This is a genomic window from Actinoplanes sp. NPDC051494 (assembly GCF_044454705.1).
In the GTDB taxonomy this organism is placed as follows: Bacteria; Actinomycetota; Actinomycetes; order Mycobacteriales; family Micromonosporaceae; genus Actinoplanes.
On record NZ_JBITDZ010000003.1, the window covers coordinates 683,478 to 700,651 of the forward strand.

The following is a 17,174-nucleotide window of genomic DNA, read 5'->3' on the forward strand; positions in this document are numbered from 1 at the left end:
GACGAGAGAGGATGGTCCGGTGGCGTACGACGCGTTCCTCCTGTTGTCCTTCGGTGGCCCCGAACATCCCGACGATGTGATGCCGTTCCTGCGCAATGTCACGCGCGGCCGCGGTGTCCCCGAGGAGCGGCTGCTGGAGGTCGCCGAGCACTACTACCACTTCGGTGGCGTGTCCCCGATCAACCAGCAGTGCCGTGAGCTGCTCGACGCGGTGCGGGCCGACTTCTCCGCCCACGACGTGGACCTCCCGGCCTACTGGGGCAACCGCAACTGGCAGCCGATGCTGGCCGACACCGTCGCGCAGATGCGCGACGACGGGGTCACCTCGGCGCTCGGGTTCGCCACCAGCGCCTACGGCGGCTACTCCTCCTGCAAGCAGTACTGGGAGGACATCGCCCAGGCGCGGGCCAAGGTCGGTCCCGGCGCGCCCGTGATCACCAAGCTGCGTCAGTTCCACGACCACCCCGGCTTCGTCGAGCCGCACGTCGAGGCCGTCCAGGCCGCGCTGGCCGAGCTCGACCCGAAGCGCCGCGCGAGCACCCGCCTGGTCTTCACGGCGCACTCCATCCCCAGCTCGATGGCGGCCACCGCGGGCCCGACCGGCGGCCGTTACGAGGCGCAGCTGAACGAGACCGCCGCGCTGGTGCACGCCGCCGCGGCCCCCGACCTGCCCTGGGACCTCGTCTGGCAGAGCCGTTCCGGCCCGCCCCAGGTGCCGTGGCTCGAGCCCGACATCAACGACCACCTCAAGGTTCTCGCCGAGAAGGACGTGACCGACGTCGTGGTCAGCCCGATCGGTTTCGTCTCGGACCACCTCGAGGTCATCTGGGACCTCGACAACGAGGCCAAGGAGACCGCCGACGAGCTCGGTCTCGGCTACGCCCGGGCGGGCACCCCCGGCACCGATCCCCGTTTCGTGACGATGATCCGCGAGCTCGTGCTGGAACGTACCCAGGGCGTGGACCGCGACCGCTTGGGTACGCTCCCGATCTGGGACGTCTGCCCGGCCGACTGCTGCCCGCCGCCGCGCCGCGCACCGCGCGACTGACCGTTACCTGAGGAGTTCCATGATCGAGCGCAAGGCCATCGAGACCTGGCTGACCGATATGGACGGGGTCCTCGTCCACGAGGGCGTGCCGGTGCCCGGAGCGCCCGAGTTCGTCAACCGGATGAAGGAGTCGGGCAAACCGTTCCTCATCCTCACCAACAACTCCATCTACACCCCTCGCGACCTGCAGGCCCGGCTCGCCCGGATGGGCTTCGACGTGCCCGAGCAGTCGATCTGGACGGCGGCGCTGGCCACCGCGCAGTTCCTGGCCAACCAGCGCCCGGGCGGCACCGCGTACGTCATCGGCGAGGCCGGTCTGACCACGGCCATGCATGCGGCGGGTTACATCCTCACCGAGTTCGCCCCGGACTACGTGGTGCTCGGCGAGACCCGGACCTACAGCTTCGAGGCGATCACCAAGGCGGTCCGCCTGATCAACGACGGGGCCCGTTTCATCTGCACCAACCCGGACGCGACCGGACCCTCCAACGAGGGGGCGCTGCCGGCGGCCGGCTCGGTGGCCGCGATGATCAGCAAGGCCACCGGCGTGGACCCGTACTTCGTCGGCAAGCCCAACCCGATGATGATGCGCTCGGCCCTCAACGTCATCGGCGGCCACAGCGAGAGCACCGCCACGATCGGCGACCGGATGGACACCGACGTGCTCTGCGGTCTGGAGGCCGGACTCGAGACGATCCTGGTCCTGACCGGCATCAGCACCCGGGCCGAGAGCGAGCGCTACCCCTACCGGCCGTCCCGGGTGGTCGACAGCGTCGCCGACCTGATCAGCGAGATCTGACCCGGGCGTACAGCATGACGGCCACCGAGGTGGCCAGATTCAGGCTCGACACCCCGGGCCGCATCGGGATCCGGACGGCGAGGTCGGCGCGCTCCAGCAGGGCCGCCGACAACCCCTCCCGTTCGGTGCCGAACGCCAGCACGGCGCCGTCGGGAACGGCCTCGGGGCGCAGCTCGTCGCCGTCCGGGTCGACCGCGACGACGACCCGGCCCGGGAACACCGGCTCCGCGATCCGGGCCACCGGCAGCGCGTAGTGCAGCCCGGCCGAGCCCCGGATCGCCGCCGGGTCCCACGGGTCGTGCAGCCCGCTGGTGAACACGGCCGCCGCGTCGGCGGCGGCCGCCACCCGGATGACCGCGCCCAGGTTCCCCAGGTTCCGGGGGTCCTCCAGGAAGACCACCGGCTTGGCCGGGTCGAGCTCGGCGCCGGCCGCGGGCCGGCGGGCGATCGTGATGACCTCGGTGTGCACGCCGTTCCTGGACAGCCGGCGGAACAGCTCCGGCGGCACCGGCACGGCCGTCCGGATGAAATAGCCGCTCAGGTCCGGGGCGAACTCACCCGTCATGGCCTCCAGCTTCGCGGGGTCCACAGCTACCACCCGCAGGATCTGCGCCCCGAAGCGCAGTGCGTGCTTGAGCGCGTGGAATCCCTCGAGGACCGCCAGCCCGGGATTCTTGCGGGCCTGGGCGAGCTCGTCCGGGAGCGCGGAGAGGTCGTCGTACGTCATCGCTGGAGTCTGCCTGGCCGGCCCGGCGGCCCCGGACCCGGGACGTGGTGGTCCCGGACTTGGTGAAACAGGCATGGCAAAACGTGAGCTTTGATTAGATATGAGGCGTGCGAAGGCTAACGGTTCTGATGGTGAACGCGGCTCTTGTCCTGCTCGCGTCCGGCGCGGTGGGCTGGGCCGTCGTGCTGGTGCGCGAGGACGGTGGCGGTGACCGCGCGACCGCCGCGAGCCCGGCCCGGACGGTGACCGTCGGGAAAGGCCCGGTGACCGCGACCGTGGAGGCCGACGGCACGCTGGAAGCCGCGTCCACCGCCACCGCCGACTTCGTCACCACCGGCACGGTGACCGCCGTGCACGTGAAGGTCGGGGACGTGGTCGCCGCGGGCAAGGTGCTCGCCGAGGTCGACCCGGCCGCCGCGAAACGGGCCCTGGCGCTGGCGAACGCCGACCTGGCCGTCGCGGACGACGCCCTGGCCGGGGCGGTGGCCGCCGCGACCGGCACCACCGCCGCCGCCAACCAGGTCACCCGGGCCAAGCTCGCCGTCGACGACGCGCAGGCCGCGGTGACCGGCACGAAGCTGCTCGCGCCCACCCGGCCGGGGCCCTGACGCACTCCGCAACGAGCAGAGGACACGCATGGACAGCGACACCAAGGTCATCGCGCATCCCACGGAGGATCTCGCCGGCGCGCTCGCCGCCGCGGCACCTCGGCGCTGGCGCAACGGGGCCACCCCGGTCCTGCTCGCGGTCGTGCTGGTCGCGGGCGGTTTCCTCGGGGGCGTCGCGGTCCACCGTTCCACCGGCTCCGTGGCGCCGGCCGTCAGGTCACCCGCAGCGCGGGACGGCGGTCAGGCCACCGCCGGGACGATCCAGTCGGTGGGCGACGGCACGCTGACGGTGCGGACCGCGGACGGGCGAACGGTGACGGTCAAGGTTGGTGGCAACGCCCAGGTCCGGGCGACCACCACCCCGGCGGAACTGACCGCGGGCCAGAACATCACGGTCCAAGGCACAACAGAAGCCGACGGTACGGTCACAGCGACGTCCCTGACAGCCTCCTGAACCGTCCCCGGCTCGTTCCTTCCGGCTTCCTGAACCGTCCCCGAACGGGTGAAGCCCGGCGACCGGCCTCTTCCCTGCCGGATAATCCGGAGATGGCGATGACGGTAGGTAGCGGGCCGGTTCATGTTCTGGCCCTGCACGGCTGGTTCGGCTCGGCCCGGGGGTGGGGCTTCCTGCCCGGCCTCATCGACAAGGAATCCCAGACCTGGGCCTTCCTCGACGCCCGCGGCTACGGCGAGCGGCGCGACGTCCCCGGCGAGCACACCATCGCCGAGATCGGTGCCGACGCCCTCGCTCTCGCGGACGACCTGGGCTGGGACCGCTTCGCCCTGGTCGGCCACTCCATGGGCGCGAGTGCCGCCCAGCATCTCCTCGCGGAAGCCCCGGCCCGCGTCACCCACCTCGTCGGCATCAGCCCGGTCCCGGCCAGCGGCATCCCCTTCGACGACGACCAGTGGGCGGTGTTCACCGGGGCGGCCGCCGATCCCGCCAACCGCAGGGCCATCATCGACATGGTCACCGGCGGCCGGCTGTCCGCCCGCTGGGTCGCCACCATGGTCCGCGACAACCTGGCCACCTCCGACGCCACGGCGTTCGGCGCCTACCTGCCGTCCTGGGCTCGCAGCGACTTCGCAGCCAGAATCAAGAGCAACCCGGTCCCGGCCCTCGCCGTGGTGGGCGCCCAGGATCCGGCCATCACCGCCGCCATCATGGAGAACACCTGGCTGGAGCCCTACCCCAACAGCAAACTCGAGATCATCGCCGATGCCGGGCATTACGCCATGTACGAAACCCCGGTCCTGCTCCAGACCCTCATCGAAGACTTCCTCCGTACGTAGCCCGATGATCTAACGTGGCGGGCATGGCTTTGTCGTGGGAAGAGTCGTATCTGGGCGGCCTGCGGATCCTGGCCGGTGACGACCGGGTCCTGATCGCGATCAGCGCGCACAGCGTGGTCCGCGACGATCGGGGCCGGGTGCTGCTGATCCAGCGCTCCGATGATCTGACCTGGGCACTGCCCGGCGGCACGATGGAGCTGGGGGAGACCCTGCGCGACTGTGCGACCCGTGAGGTGCGGGAGGAGGCCGGGCTGGTCGCGCATTCGGTGACGCCGTTCGGGATCTACACGCGGGCCCGCGACCTCGCCCCGAACCCGTTCGGTCACACGTACCAGAACATCTCCCTCATGTGCCGCGTCAACGGTTACGTGGGCGAACTCCAGCGGGTGACCGACGAGAGCGTCGACGCCGGCTGGTTCGCCCCGGAAGCGTTCCCCGAGGGCACCGGCTGGCTGGTCCGGCGAGCGGTGACCGACCTGGCCGCCTACGAGAAGGACGGCACCTTCGCCCTCGACTGACGAGCCTAGAAACCGGCGGCGACCTGGGCGAACCAGCGGTCCGCGACCTGGGTGTGCAGGCTGAATCCGAGGGGGGCCGGGCGTTTCAGGACTTCGCGGCCGGTGGTCTCGGCGTCCTCGTGGTCGGGCAGGTCCGCCGCCGTGGCCAGGGACGGGAGCAGTCCGAACACGAGCAGGGTGCCGTCGGGGGCGCTGAGTGCGTCGAACAGGCGTACCGCGTCGGGGTCGGCTTTGATCCCGGTTTCCTCGCGCAGCTCGCGGCAGACCGCCTGCTGCCAGGTCTCGGCCATGTCGATGTAGCCGCCCGGCAGCGCCAGCAGGCCCGTCGCCGGGGGCACCGCGCGGCGGATGACCAGCAGGCCCGCGCCGATCGGCTGGAGGGCGACCGCGACCGGTTTCGGGTTCAGGTAGCTGGTCTCACCGCAGGCGCCGCAGCGCCGGGGCCAGGCCTGATCCGGGGTGAAGCGCGCGCCGCAGAAGGTGCAGTGCGCGTAACGGTCAGGCATGCAGCGGGGCGTTGCACGCCGCGACCAGGGCCTGGCGGCATGCCGACATGAGCGGGCGCAGGGCCGCGTCGCGCTGCTGGGCCTCGTAGGTGTTGACCGCGCCGCCGGGGGCGTTGTGTTCGGCCAGGGTGAGGACCTGGTCGAGGACGCTGGCCCGGGCGAACAGGCGGCGCGAGCGTGGGTCGAAGCCGGGGGGCAGCGTCGCCGTGCTCTCCGGGCGGCGCAGGGCCTGCAGCGCGCCGGCCAGCTCGGGGCGCCAATGGGCGACGTCGAGGCGGGTCAGCTGGGTGGTCGCGTCGGCGAGGGCCTGGGTCAGCTCCGCCTCGGCCTCGGCCGCGCCCATCTGGAAGACCGGTTTGCACTCGGCGACCGGGTAGAACTTCCACAGGACGGTCTCGAACGTCACACCCGAGCCGGACGTGTGGGTGCGCACCTCGGGGACGACGCCGAAGTCGGGGGCCATCACCGCTTCGCCGGCGAGCAGGGCGGCACCGGTGAGCTCGCCGGGGCCGGGCAGGCCGCGGGGGTCGCCGGGGGCCGGGAGGACCAGGCGGATGTCGTCCGGGTGCAGCTTGGCGAACGCCGGCAGCGCCTGGGTGAGCGGCACGTCGGTCCACGTGCCGGGGGCATCGGCGACGAGGTGTTCCTCGTCGGTGGCGATCTCGTCGGCCAGCTCGTCGAACGGGACGAGGCCGGCGCGCCAGGCGCGAACCCAGGCCACGAACCGGGTTGACCGGCGCGCCGTGAGGGTCGCCGCATCTGCTGCGGGGGACATGCAGGCAAGGGTACGTGGCACCCGGCGACGTTGTCTCGGTGAGAAGGTCGGTGCGTCGTGTCGGCGTGGCGGCGCGCGGAGGGTTACCGTGCCGGGATGTATGGGGAGGACGTGCTCACGGGTAACTGGCGGCGCCGTAAGACGGTCCCGGAGGTCGACGCGGAGCCGGACCTGGTGGTCGAGGACGCCGACTCGGGGTTCTGCGGCGCGGTCGTCGGGTTCGAGTTCGGCGCGGTGGTCCTGGAGGACCGGCGCGGCAAGCGGCGCAACTTCCCGCTGGAGCCGGCCGCGTTCCTGCTGGAGGGCCAGGTGGTCACGCTCCGCCGGCCCGCCGCGGCCAAGGCCGCACCGCAGGCCCGGCGCACGGCATCAGGATCAACCGCACTTGCTGGGGTACGGGCTCAGGTGGCCAAAGCCAGCCGCATCTGGGTCGAAGGCATCCACGACGCTGCCCTGGTGGAGCGGATCTGGGGCGACGACCTGCGGATCGAGGGCGTCGTGGTGGAGCCGCTCGACGGCATCGACGATCTCGCCGGTGCGGTCCGGGAGTTCCGGCCGGCCCCGGGGCGCCGGGTCGGCGTGCTCGTCGACCACCTGGTGCCGGGTTCCAAGGAGAGCCGGATCGTGGCCGCCGTCACCGATCCGGACGTCCTGGTCACCGGGCACCCGTACATCGATGTCTGGCAGGCGGTGAAGCCCGAGCGGGTCGGCCTGCGCGCGTGGCCGGTCATCCCGCCCGGGCAGCCCTGGAAGGAGGGCGTCTGCCGGGCCGTCGGCATCGCCGAACCGTACGAGATGTGGCGGCGCATCCTCGGCAGCGTGAACAGCTACAAGGATGTCGAGACGCCACTGATCAACGCGATGGAACGGCTGATCGACTTCGTGACGGAGCCCGCCACCCAGGACACTCCCTAAGCCAGGTCGCGGGGGTCCCGGCTGAACACGAACGTGGCGATGTCCAGTTTCGTCACCGTGCCGTCGGGGGCGCGCAGCACGGCCAGGACCTCGCCGGTGTTGGCGCCCGCGGTGCCCCGCCAGCGGTCCCGGGCCTCGCGGGTGAAGCGCCACGGTGCTTTCGCGCTGAAACCCACCGGGGCCATGACCAGTTCGGTGCCGTCGGTGGCGACCTGGTACTCGCTGCCCATCCACCACCAGCGCCCGCACACCTCGGCGGTGTCGCCCTCGGGTGCGGGGGAGGGGCGCCACGCCGGTGGGGTCACCGGTTCCGCGTCCAGCACCGTGGTCAGGGCTTCGAGCGCCACCGCCCGGATGCTGGTGCCGCGCAGGCCGTACGAGTTGGCGAACGCGATCACGCCGAGGCGGCTGGGCCGGTGCACCAGGAGCTGCGCGACATAGCCGGGCATCGAGCCGCCGTGACCCACGTACACGCGTTCGCCGACCCGGTTGAGTTCCGGTCCCAGCCCGTGCCCGGCGGTCCAGGTCTCGTCCTGCATCACCACCGGCGTGCACATCTCGTCGACGGTCGCCCGGCTCAGCACCGCCGGGGCCGGGTCGGCGAGGAACGCGGCCCACCTGGCCATGTCGGTCACCGTGGACCACAGCTGCCCGGCCGGGGCCATCGCGCCCGCGTCCGGCCGCGGTTCCTCGTGCAGGCTGTCGTCGAGCGAGTGCACCAGATAGCCGCGGGCATACGGTTCGACCGGCGCGTACGTGGTGCGTTCCATGCCCAGCGGCTCGAGCACCCGCTTGCCGACGAGTTGGGCCCACGGCTCGCCGGTGACCCGTTCGAGCATCGCGCCCAGGAGTCCGTACGCCAGATTGGAGTAGTGGTAATCGCGGAACGGCGGTCCATAGAGCTTGTCCGGCGCGAGGTCTTTCAGCAGTTCGTCGACGGTGCCGCCGGCGTTGCGCTCCCACCACGGGCCGTCGGGCTCGCGCTGCAGGCCGGAGACGTGCCCCAGCAGCTGGCGCAACGTGATCCCGCCGACCGGGGTGCCGGGCAGGTGCCGGTAGAGCAGGTCGTCCAGCGCGAAGAAGCCCTCGTCGCGCAGCTGCAGCACCATCGTCGCGGTCAGCGTCTTGGTGATCGACCCCAGCCGGTACTGCGTGCCCGGATCCGGCGGTGGCGTCTCACCGGCTCCGGTGAAGTGCAGCAATGATCCGTCGCGGACCACCGCGAGGGCGAGCGACGGCGTACGTCCGGTGGACTGCGCGCGGGCTGCTGTCTCGGTGACACGTCGGCCGATTTCCGGCAACAAGGACACGGGTGGGTTCCTCCAGACTCGGTCGGGGGTCTAACTGTGCGGGACGAATAATGGGAACGCGGCAGATCCCGGGCTCCGTGATGTCGCTGGACAAGCGTGGACGTGTCACGATCGAGGTATGGAAGCCGTGCTCTGGGTAGTGCTCGCGGTCGCGCTCGCGATCGGCGAGGCCTTCACGGCGACTTTCCTCATCATCTTCTTCGCGGCCGGCGCCCTCGCGGCGGGCGGCGCGGCGGCCCTCGGGGCCCCGCTGCTGGTCCAGGTCATCGTGTTCGCCCTCGTCTCCGGCCTGTCCCTCGGTGCCCTGCGCCCCATCATCGTCCGGCATCAGCGCACCGCGCTGGAGTCGGGGGAGACGGCGTTCGGCGTCGAGGCCCTGGAGGGTCAGCAGGCCACGGTCCTCGAGGAAGTCGACGGCGATCACGGCATGATCAAGATTGACGGCGAGATGTGGCGGGCCCGCTCCTTCGACGGCGCGGAGACGTACCAGCCCGGCGACCGGGTCCGCGTCATCAAGGTCAACGGCGCCACCGCCATCGTCTGGCGCGACGAACAACCGAACATATAGAGAGGGCACCCGTGGATGTCATAGTCGGTGTACTCATTTTCGTGATCGTCCTTTTTGCGGTGATCACCACGATCCGCTCCGTCCGCATCGTCCCGCAGCAGCGCATGGACGTCGTCGAACGGCTCGGCAAATACAAGCGCACCCTGGCGCCGGGCCTCAACCTGCTGGTCCCGTTCGTCGACGCGGTCCGCACCAAGGTCGACATGCGCGAGCAGGTGGTCAGCTTCCCGCCGCAGCCGGTCATCACCTCCGACAACCTCGTGGTGAGCATCGACACGGTGCTCTACTTCAAGGTCGTCGACCCGGTACGCGCCACGTACGAGATCTCCAACTTCCTCCAGGCCATCGAGCAGCTCACGGTGACGACGCTGCGTAACGTCATCGGCTCCCTCGACCTGGAACGCGCCCTCACCAGCCGCGAGGAGATCAACCGCCACCTGTCCAGCGTCCTCGACGAGACCACCGGCCGCTGGGGCATCAAGGTCACCCGCGTCGAGATCAAGGCCATCGAGCCCCCGCCCAGCATCCGCGACTCCATGGAGAAGCAGATGCGGGCCGAGCGCGAACGCCGCGCCACGATCCTCAACGCCGAGGGCCACAAGCAGGCCGCGATCCTCACCGCCGAGGGCGAGAAGCAGGCCTCGGTCCTGCGCGCCGACGGTGACCGCCAGTCCCGCATCCTGCAGGCCGAGGGCCAGGCCAAGGCGATCCGTACGGTCTTCGACGCGATCCACACCGCCAACCCGTCGCAGAAGGTCCTCGCCTACCAGTACCTCCAGTCGCTCCCGCAGATCGCCAACGGCACGGCCAACAAGGTCTGGATGATCCCGACCGAGTTCACCAAGGCCCTCGAAGGCCTCGGTGGAGCCCTCGGCGGCCTGGCCGGCATGGTCGGCGACCAGCCCTCCGCGAACATCGACGCGGGCGCGGTCGAACGCGAGGCCCTGGCCGCCGCCGAGGCCGCGGCCGCCGAGGCCAAGGCGGTCGACGAACAGGTCCGCGCGGCCGAGGCCCAGGTCTCGAGCTCGGCCCCCAGCGCGGTGACCGGTGCCGCCCCGGCCGGCCTCGGCGTGGGCTCCAGCACGGTGTCCGGCGCCGCTCCCGGCCCGATCCCGGGCCCGGTGCCGGACGACCAGGCTCCCAAGGGCCTGCCCGCCCCGGAACACATCCCGCCGTCGGCCGCCCTCGGCGCCGCCGACTACAACGGAGTGGGCGAGCAGGAACGCGCCTGACCCGGACCGGGTGCGAGAACGGAGTGAATCCGGCAAAACCCCGCGCGCGAGTGCGGGGTTTTGCCATGGTGGATCGAGGATTCCGACGGTGCCCCCGGGCCGCTCGGCTGGAGCGAACTTCGTGAGCCATCTAGGCGGAGCCATGAGCATGTCCCAGTTCCAGACCGCCAGCGGTCGCCCCCTGCGGGTATCGCCGGCCTGGGTGGGCGCCGCCCGTCCGGAGACCGACGACGACGTCCTGCTCACGGTCCAGGAAGCGGTCTGGATCTGGTCCGTGCGCCGGTACGCCCGCGTCTCCCTGTGGGGCCTGCCCCTCGGAGCCGCCCTGTACGGCTGGTCCACCCTCGGTGTCACCGTCCCTCCTGGTCCGCTCCCGGTCGAACTCGCCGCGGGCTGGCTGGCCACCGTGGCCATGATCGGCCTGACCGGCCTGCTCGCCGGCTGCCGGACCCGCCGGACCGCCCTGCTCGGCCTCCTGGTCGGCCTCGCCGGGGCGATCCTCTGGCTGCCCCTGACCGCCCTCCCCGCCGGAACCGCCCCGGACGGCACCACCATCCCCGCCGGTTCGGTCCACACCACCGCCGTGGTGGCCGCGGCCGCCATGGGAACGGGCCTGCTGCTGCTGGGCTGGGCGGTCTTCCGCTCCAAACTGGTCAACCCGGCGGACGGTGTCCTGCTGATGCTGGCGGCGGTGTCGATCGGCGCCGGCTCCCTCGCGGTCAAACCACTCCCGACGGTGGGCGCGCTGCTCCTGCTCGCCGCCGGCATGGGCCTGGCCTGGACCGGATCCCGTCTGATCCCGCCCGTCTGATCCCGCCCGCCTGATCCCTTTCGGCATGACCCCGACCCTGTCAGATCCGAGATCTCGTGGATCGGGTTGTCCACAGGGGCGCGGAGCGGTCACCCGTGTTTGTCCACAGGCCGCAGCGGGCCCCGCTTCAGGAATGGCATCCTCGATCCCAGGAACGAGCTGGGAGGAAACATCATGGGGAAAGTGGTCGCCGACATCTCGGTGTCGCTCGACGGTTTCGTGGCCGGGCCCGATCCTGACCTGGAGCACGGCCTCGGCCTGGGTGGCGAGGCCCTGCACACGTGGGCCCTCGCCGGCGACGCCGTGGACCGCGAGATCCTGGCCGCCACCACCGAGGCGACCGGCGCGGTCGTCATGGGCCGGCGGTTGTTCGACTTCGTGGACGGCCCGACCGGCTGGTCCGACGAGATGGGCTACGGCGCCGCCGAGGCCGGCACCCCGCCGGTGCTCGTGGTCACCCGGAATCCGCCCGATCACGTCCGCCTCGGTGACCGGTTCTCGTTCGTGGTCGACGGCGTCCGCAGTGCGGTGGCCAAGGCGGTCTCGACAGCCGGTGAGCGCGATGTGGTCATCATGGGCGGTGCGGAGGTCATCCGGGGCGCCTTCGAGGCCGGTGTGGTCGACGAGCTGCGCCTGCACCTGGCACCGGTGATCCTCGGGGCCGGCACCGCGCTGTTCAACGACGGGACCGAGCCGATGCTGCTCCGGCAGATCCACGTGCGGGCGTCCACACACGCCACCCACCTGACCTACCGGGTGGACTCGCGGGACAGTTCGTAGAAGGCGATCGCCGCCGCCGTCGCGACGTTGAGGGAGTCGACACCGTGATGCATGGGAATCGCGACCCGGACGTCACTGGCCGCCATCGCGCGCTGGGTGAGGCCGGGGCCCTCGGCGCCGAGCAGGAGCGCCGGTCGTTCCCGCTGGGCGGGCGTCAGCGCCGCCAGCGGCACGGTGTCCGGGCCCGGGGTCATGGCGAGCAGGGTGAAGCCGGCCGCCCGGATGCCGGCCAGGGTGTCGGGCCACGACTCGCTCTTCGCGTACGGGATGGCGAAGACCTCACCCATGCTGACCCGGACGGATCGGCGATAGAGCGGGTCGGCGCAGTCGGGCGAGAGGACGACGGCGTCGATGCCGAGCGCGGCGGCGCTGCGGAACAGGGCACCGAGATTGGTGTGGGTGTTGAGCCCTTCGAGGACGGCCAGCCGGCGCGCCCCCGCGAGCAGTGCCGGCAGCGTGGGCAGCTCCCGGCGGTGGAAGGACGCCAGCACACCGCGGTGCACGTGGAAGCCGGTGATCGCCTCCAGCACCGGCTGGGTGCCGCCGTACACGACGGCGTCGTCCGGCAGACCGGTGAGCTGATCCACCCGCTTCTCGTCCACCAGCACGGACCGCAACCGGTAACCGCCACGCAGCGCGCGCCGGATCACCAGCTCACCCTCGGCGATGAACAACCCGTTGGGGGGTTCCCACCTGGTCCGCAGCTCGACGTCGGTGAGTGCCCGGTAATCGGCGATGCGGTCGTCGTCGGGGCTGCTGATCTCTGCGTACGGCACGGGAGCATTGTGCCCGCCCTAGTACGGTTGCCGCGGCACCGGGCCATTGACGAGGGGATGCCATGACAGTTTTGAGGACCGAACGTCTGCTGCTGCGCCCCTGGCGTGACGAGGACGTGATGCCCTGGGCCGCGATGAACGCCGATCCGCTGGTCCGGGAGTACTTCACCGAGATCCTCACTTACGACCAGAGTGCGGCTTCCCTGGAGATGTTCCGCACCGAGCTGGCGGAGCGCGGCTGGGGCTGGTGGGCGGTGGAGGTCGCCGGGACCGGGCAGTTCATCGGTTTCGCCGGTCTCGACGTGGTGGACGACGGGTTGCCGTTCAAGGGCGTCGAGGCGGGGTGGCGCCTCGCGCGCGAGGCCTGGGGTCACGGCTATGCGACGGAGGCGGGCCATGCCTGTCTCGACTACGGCTTCGATGTGCTCGGCCTGGACGAGGTCCTGGCCCTGACCGCGGTGGGCAACACGCGGTCCCGGGCGGTCATGCACCGCCTGGGGATGACCTACGACCCGGCCGACGACTTCGAGGATCCCGACGTCCCCGGCCGGCATTCCGTGCTGTACCGGGGCCGCAGGAACGGCTAGACAACAGGCCGGGCCCGGTGGAGATCCCCACCGGACCCGGACGAGCGGGAGCGGACAGCTCAGGCCATGTGCGGGTAACGGTGGTCGGTCGCGGGGACGAACGTCTCCTTGATGGAGCGCGGGCTGGTCCAGCGGCGCAGGTTGCTCGCGGCACCGGCCTTGTCGTTGGTGCCCGAGGCCCGGCCGCCGCCGAAGGGCTGCTGGCCGACGACGGCGCCGGTCGGCTTGTCGTTGATGTAGAAATTGCCCGCCGCGTTGCGCAGGACGTGCTGGGCGTGGGCGATGGCGGTGCGGTCCTGGGCGATGATCGCGCCGGTCAGCGCGTACGGGGCGGACGACTCCATCTGGCGCAGCACGGTCTCGTAGTCGCTGTCGTCGTACACGTGCACCGCCAGCACCGGGCCGAAGAACTCCGTGGTGAACACGTCGTGCGCCGGGTCCATACCCTCGATGATCGTGGGCCGGACGAAGTAGCCCTCGGAGTCGTCCGTGGTGCCGCCGGCCAGCACGCTGAGCGACGTCTCCTGCTTCGCGCGGTCGAGGACACCGGCGAGGCGGTCGTAGGAGCGCCGGTCGATGACAGCTCCACCGAAATTGGTGAAGTCGGTGACGTCACCCATCGCGAGGCCGTCGGTCAGCGCCGCCAGGTCGTCGCGGATCCTGGCCCAGACGCTGCGGGGCACGTAGGCGCGCGACGCCGCCGAGCACTTCTGGCCCTGATATTCGAACGCGCCACGGATCAGCGCGGTCCGCAGCACGACCGGGTCGGCGGACGGGTGGGCGAACACGAAGTCCTTGCCGCCGGTCTCGCCGACGAGCCGCGGGTACGAGCGGTAGCCCGCGATGTTCGCCCCGACCGACTTCCACAGGTGCTGGAACACGCCGGTCGAACCGGTGAAGTGGATGCCGGACAGGTCCCGGTCGGCGAGCACCACATCGGACACGGCCAGGCCGTCGCCGGGCAGCATGTTGATGACGCCCGCGGGCAGCCCGGCCGCCTCCATCAGGCGCATGAGGAACTGCGCGGAGTACTGCTGGGTGGGTGCGGGCTTCCAGACGACGGTGTTGCCCATGAGCGCGGCGGCGGTCGGCAGGTTCGCGGCGATCGACGTGAAGTTGAACGGCGTGACCGCGTACACGAAGCCCTCGAGCGGGCGGTGGTCGAGCCGGTTCCACATGCCCGGGCCGGAGACCGGCTGCTCGGCGTAGATCTCGGCGGCGAAGTGCACGTTGTAACGCCAGAAGTCGATCAGCTCGCAGGCGGCGTCGATCTCGGCCTGGTAGGCGGTCTTGCTCTGGCCGAGCATGGTGGCCGCGTTGATGGTCTGCCGCCACGGTCCGGCCAGCAGGTCGGCGGCCTTCAGGAACACCGCGGCGCGGTCCTCGAAGCTCAGGTCACCCCAGCCGGGGGCGGCGGCCTTGGCGGCGCGTACGGCCTGCACGGCGTCCGCCGTGGTCGAGTGGGCCGAGACACCGAGCACCTGGCTGTGCCGGTGCGGGGCGACGACGTCGAAGGATTTCCCGCCGGGCATCCGCTCGGTGCCGCCGATGGTGGCGGTCAGCTCGGCCGGGGCGGCGTCGGCCAGCTCGGTCAGCTTGGCCTGGAGCTCGGCGCGCTCGGGGGAACCGGGGGCGTAGTCACGGACCGGCTCGTTGCGCGGCGCCGGCACCTGGGGGATCGAGTTCACGTCGGGTTCCTTAGTTCGTGGTGGCGAGGGAGCGGAGGAAGAAGGCCACGTTGGCGGGGCGCTCGGCGAGGCGGCGCGAGAAATACCCGTACCAGTCGGTGCCGTAGGGGACGTAGACCCGCACGGTGTGCCCGGCGCGGGCGAGCCTTTCCTGTTCCCCGGCGCGGATGCCGTACAGCATCTGGAACTCGCTGTCCGATCCCGGCGGGGTCAGGACCGTCTCCGCGATCCGGATGATCCGCGGGTCGTGCGTGGCGACCATCGGATAGGCCGGGGACTCGGCCAGGATCCGCAGACACCGCACGTACGCGCGGTCGACCTCGGCCTTGACGGTGTGCGCGACCGACGGGGGTTCCGCGTACGCGCCCTTGACCAGCCGGATCCGGGAACCGGCGACGGCCAGGTCCCGCGCGTCGGCCTCGGTGCGGTGCAGCATGGCCTGCAGGACACAGCCGACCCGGGGCTGAGTGGCCCGCGCCGCCCGCAGCGTCTCCAGCGTGTGGTCGACGGTGGTGTGGTCCTCCATGTCGAACGTGACGTCGACACCGTGCCGGTAGGCGTGCTCGACCAGCTCGAGGGCCCGGTCGGTGGCCCGCTCGGGCCCGTCCGTCCCGAGCGACTGGCCCAGCGCGGACAACTTGATCGAGATCTCGTTGCCGGCGGCGAGCCCGGCGTCCGCGAGCCGGCTGACCAGCGTGCGGTACGCCCCGACGGTCGCCTCGGCCTGCGCCTGCTCGGTGATGTCCTCCCCGAGGTGGTCCAGCGTGACGCGCAACCCGTCGTCGTGCAGCGCCTTCACCGCGGCCAGGGCGGCTTCGACCTCCTCGCCGGCGACGAACCGCGAGACCACCGGCCGGCTGATCGGGCTGGCGGTCACCGCCGTACGCACCACGGGGTTGCGGGCCACGCCCAGCACCATCCGTCCGAACATGCCGTTCCTCCTCGCGAGCTTCCGTCATGGTGACGGTAGGGACGAGAGCCCCCTCGCAGCCAGATACAGGTGTAAGACCGTGGCCGGCCTTCGCTGTACATTTGGATGATGATCGAGGCGGATCCGGCGCAGATCCAGGAACTGGTCGACGTCGTCGCGGCCCGCACCGGCGCACCCACCACCCTCGAGGACCGGGAGCTGCACCTGGTGGCCTCGTCCGGCCACGAGGAGATCCTCGACGAGGTCCGCCGCATCTCCATCCTGCGCCGCCGCTCCAGCCCCGACGTGCAGCGCCTCTTCGCCAGCTTCGGCATCGCCGCCGCGGAGGAACCCCTGCGGATCCCCGGCAACGCCCAACCCGGCCTGTACGCGCGGTGGTGCGTCCCGGTCCGGTGGCGGGGTGTCGCGTACGGCTATCTGTGGTTGCTCGACCCCGGCGAAGCCGTACCGCCCACCGCGATCCGGGCCCTCGCGGACGTCGTCGACCAGCTCGCGGTCGCCATGGCCCGCAGGTCCCGGACCAGCGACCGCACCTCCTGGGCCGTCGCCGAACTCCTCTCCGCCGACGCCGGAGCCCGCGCCCGGGCCGCGGAGGAGATCCAGCGCGACGGCCTGATCCCGGCCGGCCGCGAGATCGTCCTGGTCGGCCTCGCCCGCCACGACGGCGGCCCGGTCGGCCCGGTCAACACCTGGCTCCTGCCCCGCGGCGTCCTCAGCGCCCCGATCGGCCAGCGCGGTGCCCTCGTCCTGCCGGCCTCGACCCACGACGCCACCGACGTCGCCGCCCGCGCCGCCCGATCCCTGCTCGCGGAACACACCGCGGGCGTCGCGGCCGGCGTGTCGGCCCCGGTCCAGGCCCCGGACGGATACGCGGCCTGGCGCCAGGTCGACGCGGCACTGCGCGTCGCGCTGAGCGCCGATCCCGGAACCGCCACCGTACGGACGTGGGCGGACCTGGGCGTCCTGCGGCTGCTCTCCTTCGCCGAACCGGACACCCTCACCCGCACCCTGGCCGACGCCCGGGCCCAGCGCCTCCTCGACGGCGACCCCGACCTGCTCCGCACCGCCGGCACATACCTCGACCTGGCCGGCAACGCCCAGAGAACGGCCGCGGCGCTCTCGATCCACCGCCAGACCCTCTATCACCGCCTGCGCCGGATCACCGCCCTGACCGGTTACGACCTGGACGACGGCGGCGACCGCCTCACGCTCCACCTGGTCCTCCGCCTGGCCGAATACCGCTCCTGACCACCCCGTCCGGCCACCAGAATTGTGCCAGGAATACGACAGCCAGGACGGCTT

20 protein-coding genes are annotated in these 17,174 nt (G+C 71.5%); 13 read left to right on the top strand and 7 right to left on the bottom strand.

The window, feature by feature from the left end; translation table 11 throughout:
* Positions 1-19 precede the first annotated feature (19 nt).
* Entirely contained in the window at positions 20-1,048 is a 1,029-nt protein-coding gene (locus ACIA6A_RS15670) for a ferrochelatase (protein WP_396098307.1), read from the top strand.
* Positions 1,049-1,067: 19 nt separating this feature from the next.
* Positions 1,068-1,847, top strand: coding sequence for an HAD-IIA family hydrolase (locus tag ACIA6A_RS15675; protein WP_396098308.1), 780 nt, complete (start codon positions 1,068-1,070; stop codon positions 1,845-1,847).
* On the opposite strand, the gene ACIA6A_RS15680 is transcribed toward ACIA6A_RS15675, so the two are convergent.
* Complete coding sequence (locus ACIA6A_RS15680; protein ID WP_396098309.1) at positions 1,834-2,574, bottom strand: TrmH family RNA methyltransferase; 741 nt, start codon at positions 2,572-2,574, stop codon at positions 1,834-1,836. The two genes, ACIA6A_RS15675 and ACIA6A_RS15680, sit on opposite strands and share 14 nt — an antisense overlap.
* Before the next feature lie 131 nt (positions 2,575-2,705).
* Between ACIA6A_RS15680 and ACIA6A_RS15685 the strand changes: the two genes are divergently transcribed.
* From ACIA6A_RS15685 to ACIA6A_RS15700, 4 genes are all read left to right on the top strand, one after another.
* Positions 2,706-3,182, top strand: a complete 477-nt coding sequence (locus ACIA6A_RS15685; RefSeq protein WP_396098311.1) for a biotin/lipoyl-binding protein — start codon at positions 2,706-2,708, stop codon at positions 3,180-3,182.
* Positions 3,183-3,210: 28 nt separating this feature from the next.
* Positions 3,211-3,636, top strand: a complete 426-nt coding sequence (locus ACIA6A_RS15690; protein ID WP_396098312.1) for a DUF5666 domain-containing protein — start codon at positions 3,211-3,213, stop codon at positions 3,634-3,636.
* 92 nt (positions 3,637-3,728) lie between these two features.
* Positions 3,729-4,475, top strand: a complete 747-nt coding sequence (locus tag ACIA6A_RS15695) for an alpha/beta fold hydrolase (RefSeq protein WP_396098313.1) — start codon at positions 3,729-3,731, stop codon at positions 4,473-4,475.
* A gap of 23 nt (positions 4,476-4,498) precedes the next feature.
* Entirely contained in the window at positions 4,499-4,993 is a 495-nt protein-coding gene (locus ACIA6A_RS15700; protein ID WP_396098314.1) for an NUDIX domain-containing protein, read from the top strand.
* 5 nt (positions 4,994-4,998) lie between these two features.
* Here the strand turns inward: ACIA6A_RS15700 and ACIA6A_RS15705 are convergent, their stop codons facing one another.
* Positions 4,999-5,499 carry an NUDIX domain-containing protein gene (locus ACIA6A_RS15705; protein ID WP_396098315.1) on the bottom strand — a complete coding sequence of 167 codons (501 nt, stop codon included), beginning with the start codon at positions 5,497-5,499 and terminating at the stop codon, positions 4,999-5,001.
* The gene (locus tag ACIA6A_RS15710; RefSeq protein ID WP_396098316.1) at positions 5,492-6,274 is read right to left on the bottom strand and encodes a hypothetical protein; all 783 of its coding nucleotides are present in this window, start codon (positions 6,272-6,274) and stop codon (positions 5,492-5,494) included. Before ACIA6A_RS15710 ends, ACIA6A_RS15705 begins: the two co-directional genes overlap by 8 nt.
* A 96-nt stretch (positions 6,275-6,370) precedes the next feature.
* Between ACIA6A_RS15710 and ACIA6A_RS15715 the strand changes: the two genes are divergently transcribed.
* Complete coding sequence (locus ACIA6A_RS15715) at positions 6,371-7,189, top strand: DUF3097 domain-containing protein (protein ID WP_396098317.1); 819 nt, start codon at positions 6,371-6,373, stop codon at positions 7,187-7,189.
* Here ACIA6A_RS15715 and ACIA6A_RS15720 read toward each other — a convergent pair.
* Complete coding sequence (locus ACIA6A_RS15720) at positions 7,186-8,499, bottom strand: serine hydrolase domain-containing protein (RefSeq protein WP_396098318.1); 1,314 nt, start codon at positions 8,497-8,499, stop codon at positions 7,186-7,188. The genes ACIA6A_RS15715 and ACIA6A_RS15720 overlap by 4 nt on opposite strands.
* A 118-nt stretch (positions 8,500-8,617) precedes the next feature.
* Between ACIA6A_RS15720 and ACIA6A_RS15725 the strand changes: the two genes are divergently transcribed.
* From ACIA6A_RS15725 to ACIA6A_RS15740, 4 genes are all read left to right on the top strand, one after another.
* Entirely contained in the window at positions 8,618-9,067 is a 450-nt protein-coding gene (locus tag ACIA6A_RS15725; RefSeq protein WP_396098319.1) for an NfeD family protein, read from the top strand.
* A gap of 20 nt (positions 9,068-9,087) precedes the next feature.
* On the top strand, positions 9,088-10,299 hold the full coding sequence (locus ACIA6A_RS15730) for an SPFH domain-containing protein (protein WP_396098554.1): 1,212 nt from the start codon (positions 9,088-9,090) through the stop codon (positions 10,297-10,299).
* Positions 10,300-10,441: 142 nt separating this feature from the next.
* A complete protein-coding gene (locus tag ACIA6A_RS15735) occupies positions 10,442-11,110 on the top strand; it encodes a hypothetical protein (RefSeq protein WP_396098320.1) in 669 nt (222 codons plus the stop codon).
* Between the two features lie 174 nt (positions 11,111-11,284).
* A complete protein-coding gene (locus tag ACIA6A_RS15740; protein ID WP_396098321.1) occupies positions 11,285-11,890 on the top strand; it encodes a dihydrofolate reductase family protein in 606 nt (201 codons plus the stop codon).
* On the opposite strand, the gene ACIA6A_RS15745 is transcribed toward ACIA6A_RS15740, so the two are convergent.
* On the bottom strand, positions 11,860-12,666 hold the full coding sequence (locus ACIA6A_RS15745) for a TrmH family RNA methyltransferase (RefSeq protein ID WP_396098322.1): 807 nt from the start codon (positions 12,664-12,666) through the stop codon (positions 11,860-11,862). The two genes, ACIA6A_RS15740 and ACIA6A_RS15745, sit on opposite strands and share 31 nt — an antisense overlap.
* Positions 12,667-12,728: 62 nt before the next feature.
* Here ACIA6A_RS15745 and ACIA6A_RS15750 point away from each other — a divergent pair, with 62 nt between their 5' ends.
* The gene (locus tag ACIA6A_RS15750; protein WP_396098323.1) at positions 12,729-13,253 is read left to right on the top strand and encodes a GNAT family N-acetyltransferase; all 525 of its coding nucleotides are present in this window, start codon (positions 12,729-12,731) and stop codon (positions 13,251-13,253) included.
* A gap of 59 nt (positions 13,254-13,312) precedes the next feature.
* Here the strand turns inward: ACIA6A_RS15750 and pruA are convergent, their stop codons facing one another.
* Together pruA and ACIA6A_RS15760 are read right to left on the bottom strand one after the other, a co-directional pair.
* On the bottom strand, positions 13,313-14,941 hold the full coding sequence (gene pruA, locus ACIA6A_RS15755; protein WP_396098324.1) for an L-glutamate gamma-semialdehyde dehydrogenase: 1,629 nt from the start codon (positions 14,939-14,941) through the stop codon (positions 13,313-13,315).
* 10 nt (positions 14,942-14,951) lie between these two features.
* On the bottom strand, positions 14,952-15,872 hold the full coding sequence (locus tag ACIA6A_RS15760) for a proline dehydrogenase family protein (protein ID WP_396098325.1): 921 nt from the start codon (positions 15,870-15,872) through the stop codon (positions 14,952-14,954).
* A gap of 108 nt (positions 15,873-15,980) precedes the next feature.
* On the opposite strand from ACIA6A_RS15760, the gene ACIA6A_RS15765 reads away from it, so the two are divergent.
* Entirely contained in the window at positions 15,981-17,120 is a 1,140-nt protein-coding gene (locus ACIA6A_RS15765; RefSeq protein ID WP_396098326.1) for a PucR family transcriptional regulator, read from the top strand.
* The last annotated feature ends 54 nt before the right edge of the window (positions 17,121-17,174 follow it).

What these genes read in the sequence shown, in the direction of transcription:
- ACIA6A_RS15675 (WP_396098308.1), top strand. Translation starts at nt 1,068, where the DNA reads ATGATCGAGCGCAAGGCCATCGAGACCTGGCTGACCGATATGGACGGG.
- ACIA6A_RS15680 (WP_396098309.1), bottom strand. Translation starts at nt 2,574, where the DNA reads ATGACGTACGACGACCTCTCCGCGCTCCCGGACGAGCTCGCCCAGGCC.
- ACIA6A_RS15690 (WP_396098312.1), top strand. Translation starts at nt 3,211, where the DNA reads ATGGACAGCGACACCAAGGTCATCGCGCATCCCACGGAGGATCTCGCC.
- ACIA6A_RS15695 (WP_396098313.1), top strand. Translation starts at nt 3,729, where the DNA reads ATGGCGATGACGGTAGGTAGCGGGCCGGTTCATGTTCTGGCCCTGCAC.
- ACIA6A_RS15700 (WP_396098314.1), top strand. Translation starts at nt 4,499, where the DNA reads ATGGCTTTGTCGTGGGAAGAGTCGTATCTGGGCGGCCTGCGGATCCTG.
- ACIA6A_RS15705 (WP_396098315.1), bottom strand. Translation starts at nt 5,499, where the DNA reads ATGCCTGACCGTTACGCGCACTGCACCTTCTGCGGCGCGCGCTTCACC.
- ACIA6A_RS15710 (WP_396098316.1), bottom strand. Translation starts at nt 6,274, where the DNA reads ATGTCCCCCGCAGCAGATGCGGCGACCCTCACGGCGCGCCGGTCAACC.
- ACIA6A_RS15715 (WP_396098317.1), top strand. Translation starts at nt 6,371, where the DNA reads ATGTATGGGGAGGACGTGCTCACGGGTAACTGGCGGCGCCGTAAGACG.
- ACIA6A_RS15725 (WP_396098319.1), top strand. Translation starts at nt 8,618, where the DNA reads ATGGAAGCCGTGCTCTGGGTAGTGCTCGCGGTCGCGCTCGCGATCGGC.
- ACIA6A_RS15735 (WP_396098320.1), top strand. Translation starts at nt 10,442, where the DNA reads ATGAGCATGTCCCAGTTCCAGACCGCCAGCGGTCGCCCCCTGCGGGTA.
- ACIA6A_RS15740 (WP_396098321.1), top strand. Translation starts at nt 11,285, where the DNA reads ATGGGGAAAGTGGTCGCCGACATCTCGGTGTCGCTCGACGGTTTCGTG.
- ACIA6A_RS15750 (WP_396098323.1), top strand. Translation starts at nt 12,729, where the DNA reads ATGACAGTTTTGAGGACCGAACGTCTGCTGCTGCGCCCCTGGCGTGAC.
- ACIA6A_RS15760 (WP_396098325.1), bottom strand. Translation starts at nt 15,872, where the DNA reads ATGTTCGGACGGATGGTGCTGGGCGTGGCCCGCAACCCCGTGGTGCGT.
- ACIA6A_RS15765 (WP_396098326.1), top strand. Translation starts at nt 15,981, where the DNA reads ATGATCGAGGCGGATCCGGCGCAGATCCAGGAACTGGTCGACGTCGTC.